This is a genomic window from Streptomyces sp. W16 (assembly GCF_033194735.1).
Taxonomy (GTDB): Bacteria; Actinomycetota; Actinomycetes; order Streptomycetales; family Streptomycetaceae; genus Streptomyces.
Window position 1 is genome coordinate 1 of sequence record NZ_JAWOAI010000694.1, and the last position, 4294, is coordinate 4294.

Sequence of the window (4294 nt, forward strand, 5' to 3'; positions counted from 1 at the left end):
TGCCCGCACCGCAGTGATGGACGACGGCCGCCATCCGCGGGAACAGCGCCGAATGCGGCACCTCGCCGATGCTCAGGACATCGTCACCGGCCGCTTCGAGGCCGCCCCAGCCCCGCTGGATGACCCCGCGCAGCCCGGCCCGGCGCAGCGCGCGCACGATCTCGGCACTCAGCCGCTCGGGATCGGGCACGGTGGCACTGCCGAGCCCCACGAAGACCGGAGCCGGCCCGGAGTCGAGGAAGTCCCGCAGTTCGGAAGGGAGTTGGACGTCTCCGTCGTACGGCCACCAGTAGCCGGCCACTGTGAGCCCGGGCCGCCAGTCGGCCGGACGGGGCACGATCAGCGGGCTGAAGCCGTGCTGGACGGGCCAGTTGTGCGCTTCCCGGGACCGGAGCGCGGTGCCGGGACGGGTGCGGGTCAGGCCCAGGCGGGTTCGCACCTCCGGTACGGCGGTGGCGAAGACGTGCTCCACCGCCCGGTTCACCCCGTGCCCGGCGACCCGGTTGCCGACCGTGCCCCAGGAGCCGCCGCCGAGCACCGGGGGTGCGAACTCCCTTGTGGGCGCGAGGGGTTGGAGGTACACGCCCATGCTCGGCAACGACAGCCCCTCGGCGATGGCATGCCCCAGCGGCCCCAACGAGCTTGACAGCAACAGCACATCACTCGCCCGCGCGGCCGTCAGCAGATCGTCGGTCATCCGCCCGACCAGCGCCCGCGCCATCGTGACCACCCGCAGCAACTTGCCCCCGCCCGAGGCACTGCGATGCAGCGCGCGCCCCCGTGAGGACTCCAACTCGGCCCGGGGATCGACCGGAAGAGGATGGAAACCGACACCCGAACCCGCCACCAGGGGCGCGAAACCGCCATGGGTGACGAGGGTGACCTCGTGCCCGGCTCGGACCAGGGCATGCCCGAGTCCGGTGTAGGGGGCCACATCGCCCCGGGATCCCGCCGTCATGATCGCTACGCGCACGCCGGTCAGTATCGCGCCCCATGGCCGACGAGTGGGGGATTCCCGCGGGGATTCCAACTGCCCCTCGTGTCACAGCCGTTGACTTCACCCTCCGGTGGCTCTACTTTCAGCGCGCCGTTTCGTTCGGTTGCCCGATCCTTGTTCGAGATATCGGCAAAGGAGCCGCATGTTCCGCACCCCCGTGCTGCGCGTCCTCGCGACGGCCGCAGCGGCTGTCACCCTGCTTCTGTTCACCAGACCCGCGCCCGCGGACCCGCTCCACACGGCTCCGGTCGCCTCGACGACCCGTCAGATAGCCGTGCCCACCGCCCCGATGGGCTGGGCCTCCTGGAACAGCTTCGCCGCGAAGATCGACTACAGCGTCATCAAGGCGCAGGTCGACGCGTTCGTCGCCTCGGGCCTCCCGGCCGCCGGATACAACTACATCAACATCGACGAGGGCTGGTGGCAGGGCACCCGCGACAGCGCGGGCAACATCACCGTCGACACCAGCGAGTGGCCCGGCGGGATGAGCGCCATCGCCGACTACATCCACAGCAAGGGTCTCAAGGCCGGCATCTACACGGACGCCGGCGCGAACGGCTGTGGCTACTACTACCCGACGGGCCGCCCCGCCGCCGCCAACACCGGCAGCGAGGGCCACTACGACCAGGACATGCTGCAGTTCTCCCAGTGGGGCTTCGACTTCGTGAAGGTCGACTGGTGCGGCGGTGACGCCGAAGGCCTCGACGCGGCGACGGCGTACAAGGCGATCAGCGCCTCGGTCACCAAGGCCACCGCCAGCACCGGCCGTGCGCTGACCCTCTCGATCTGCAACTGGGGCTACCAGAACACCTGGAACTGGGCCACGGGCCTCGCCCCCATGTGGCGGACCAGCACGGACATCTACTACTACGGCGGCACGGCGTCCCAGGCGAGCGTGCTCTCCAACTTCGACCAGACCCTGCACCCGGCCGCCCAGCACACCGGCTACTACAACGACCCCGACATGCTCACCGTCGGCATGTCCGGCCTCACGGCGGCCCAGAACCGCACCCACATGGCCCTGTGGGCGATCTCCGGCGCCCCGCTACTGGCCGGCAACGACCTCACCACGATGACCAGTGAGACCGCCGCGATCCTCAAGAACTCGGACGTCGTCGCCGTCGACCAGGACGCGCGCGGACTCCAGGGCGTCAAGGTCGCCGAGGACACCACCGGCCTCCAGGTCTACGGCAGGGTCCTCTCCGGCACCGGCAACCGCGCGGTCGTACTGCTCAATCGCACCTCCTCCGCCCAGAACATCACCGTCCGCTGGTCCGATCTCGGCCTGACCGGCGCCTCCGCCACGGTCCGCGACCTCTGGGCGCAGACCAACCTCGGCTCGTACGCCACGAGTTACACCGCCAGCGTCCCGGCGGGCGGCTCGGTGATGCTGAAGGTGAGCGGCGGCACCGAGGCGGCGAGCACCAACTACACCGCCGCCTCCACCGGCAAGTACACCTCGGTCAGCGCGGCGAGCACCGGCCTGGACGTCGTCGACATCCCTTACACCAACACCGGCTCCACCGCCGTCACCGGCACCCTCCAGGTCAACAGCCAGACCGCCACGACGGTCTCCTTCCCGCCGACCGGCTCCAGCCAGGGCACGGTCTCGGTCCAGGTCGATCTGTCGAAGGGCTCCGCCAACTCCCTCACTTTCACCGGCAGTTCACTGCCGACCCTGGGAGCGATCAACGTCCAGCCCATCCCGGGCACGAACGGCAACCTGGTCGTCGGTACCGGGTCCGGCCGCTGCGCCGACATCTACAACAACACCATCACCAACGGCACCCAGGCCGAGATCTGGGACTGCAACGGCGGCCAGAACCAGGCCTGGACGTACACCTCCCGCAAGGAACTCGTGGTGTACGGCAACAAGTGCCTGGACGCCTACAACAGCGGCACCACCAACGGTACGAAGGTCGTCATCTGGGACTGCAACGGCCAGAACAACCAGAAGTGGACCGCCAACTCCAACGGCACCCTCACCAACGTCAACGCGGGCCTGTGCCTGGACGCGTCCGGCGCCGCCACGGCCAACGGGACCCTGCTGATCCTGTACACCTGCGGCACGGCGAACAACCAGAAGTGGACGCTGACGTAGTCGTGGCGCATTGTCCCGCCGGTCGTCAGGGCCGGCGGGACGCGTGTCTCTAGGCGAGCGCGATGACGACCAGTCCCGTCGCCACGAGCAGCGCACACCCCAACAGGCAGGCGGCGAGCAGGCGTTGGCGCAGCCCCCAGTACCTCTCCTCGTACTCGTGCCGCAACTGCCTGCCCCGCTCGGCCGTACGCTCCCAGGAGACACGGGTGAGGGCGAGGTACTCCGCCTCGAAGTGCCGTTCCACGTCGGCCCGTTGGCCGTCGGTGAGCCAGTCGAGCCGGGCGGTGAAGCGCGCGGCGGCTGTACGGCCCTCCGTGCGGGCGGCGGCGATCAGCAGGTGACCCTCGATCTCGTTGAGGAACGTCCTCGGGTCCAGCGGGAGTTCGTCCATAGTGGTCACCGTGACGTCAACTCCCGTTCCAGGGCCGGGACATCGGGGTGGTGGAGGCCGAACGCCGGGGATTCGCTGCGGATCCGGGGCAGGGTGAGGAAGTTGTGCCGCGGCGGCGGGCAGGACGTCGCCCACTCCAGTGAACGGCCGTAGCCCCACGGGTCGTCGACCTCGACCTTCTTGCCGTACTTGGCTGTCTTCCAGACGTTGTAGAGGAACGGCAGGATCGACAGGCCGAGCAGGAACGAGGAGATCGTCGACACGGTGTTGAGTGTCGTCAGGCCCTCCACCGCGAGGTAGTCGGGAATCCGGCGCTGCATCCCGTTCACGCCCAGCCAGTGCTGGACCAGGAAGGTGCCGTGGAAGCCGGTGAACAGCGTCCAGAAGGTGATCTTGCCGAGGCGCTCGTCGAGCATCTTGCCGGTCATCTTCGGCCACCAGAAGTGGAAGCCGGAGAACATCGCGAAGACCACGGTGCCGAAGACCACGTAGTGAAAGTGGGCCACGACGAAATACGAGTCCGAGGTGGAGAAGTCGAGCGGCGGGGACGCCAGCATGACGCCGGTCAGACCACCGAACACGAAGGTGATCAGGAAGCCCGTCGCCCAGAGCATCGGGGTCTCGAAGGACAGGGACCCCTTCCACATGGTTCCGATCCAGTTGAAGAACTTCACGCCCGTTGGCACGGCGATGAGGAACGTCATGAAGGAGAAGAACGGCAGCAACACTCCGCCGGTGACGTACATGTGGTGGGCCCACACGGTCACGGAGAGGCCGGCGATGGAGATCGTGGCCGCGACCAGTC

At 68.4% G+C, this 4294-nt stretch carries 4 protein-coding genes; 1 reads left to right on the top strand and 3 read right to left on the bottom strand.

All coding sequences use genetic code 11. The features are described 5' to 3' along the window. Nucleotides 1-958: glycosyltransferase (locus R6V09_RS47285; RefSeq protein ID WP_317887638.1), on the bottom strand; the 958-nt coding region annotated here is incomplete at its 3' end. Between the two features lie 181 nt (nt 959-1139). Here R6V09_RS47285 and R6V09_RS47290 point away from each other — a divergent pair. Then, nucleotides 1140-3098 carry an RICIN domain-containing protein gene (locus tag R6V09_RS47290; RefSeq protein ID WP_317887635.1) on the top strand — a complete coding sequence of 653 codons (1959 nt, stop codon included), beginning with the start codon at nt 1140-1142 and terminating at the stop codon, nt 3096-3098. Nucleotides 3099-3147: 49 nt separating this feature from the next. On the opposite strand, the gene R6V09_RS47295 is transcribed toward R6V09_RS47290, so the two are convergent. Together R6V09_RS47295 and R6V09_RS47300 are read right to left on the bottom strand one after the other, a co-directional pair. Then, nucleotides 3148-3489, bottom strand: coding sequence for a hypothetical protein (locus tag R6V09_RS47295; protein WP_442810269.1), 342 nt, complete (start codon nt 3487-3489; stop codon nt 3148-3150). 5 nt (nt 3490-3494) lie between these two features. Further along, nucleotides 3495-4294, bottom strand: an 800-nt coding sequence (locus R6V09_RS47300; RefSeq protein WP_317887637.1) for a cytochrome c oxidase subunit I, incomplete at its 5' end; no start/stop codon positions are given.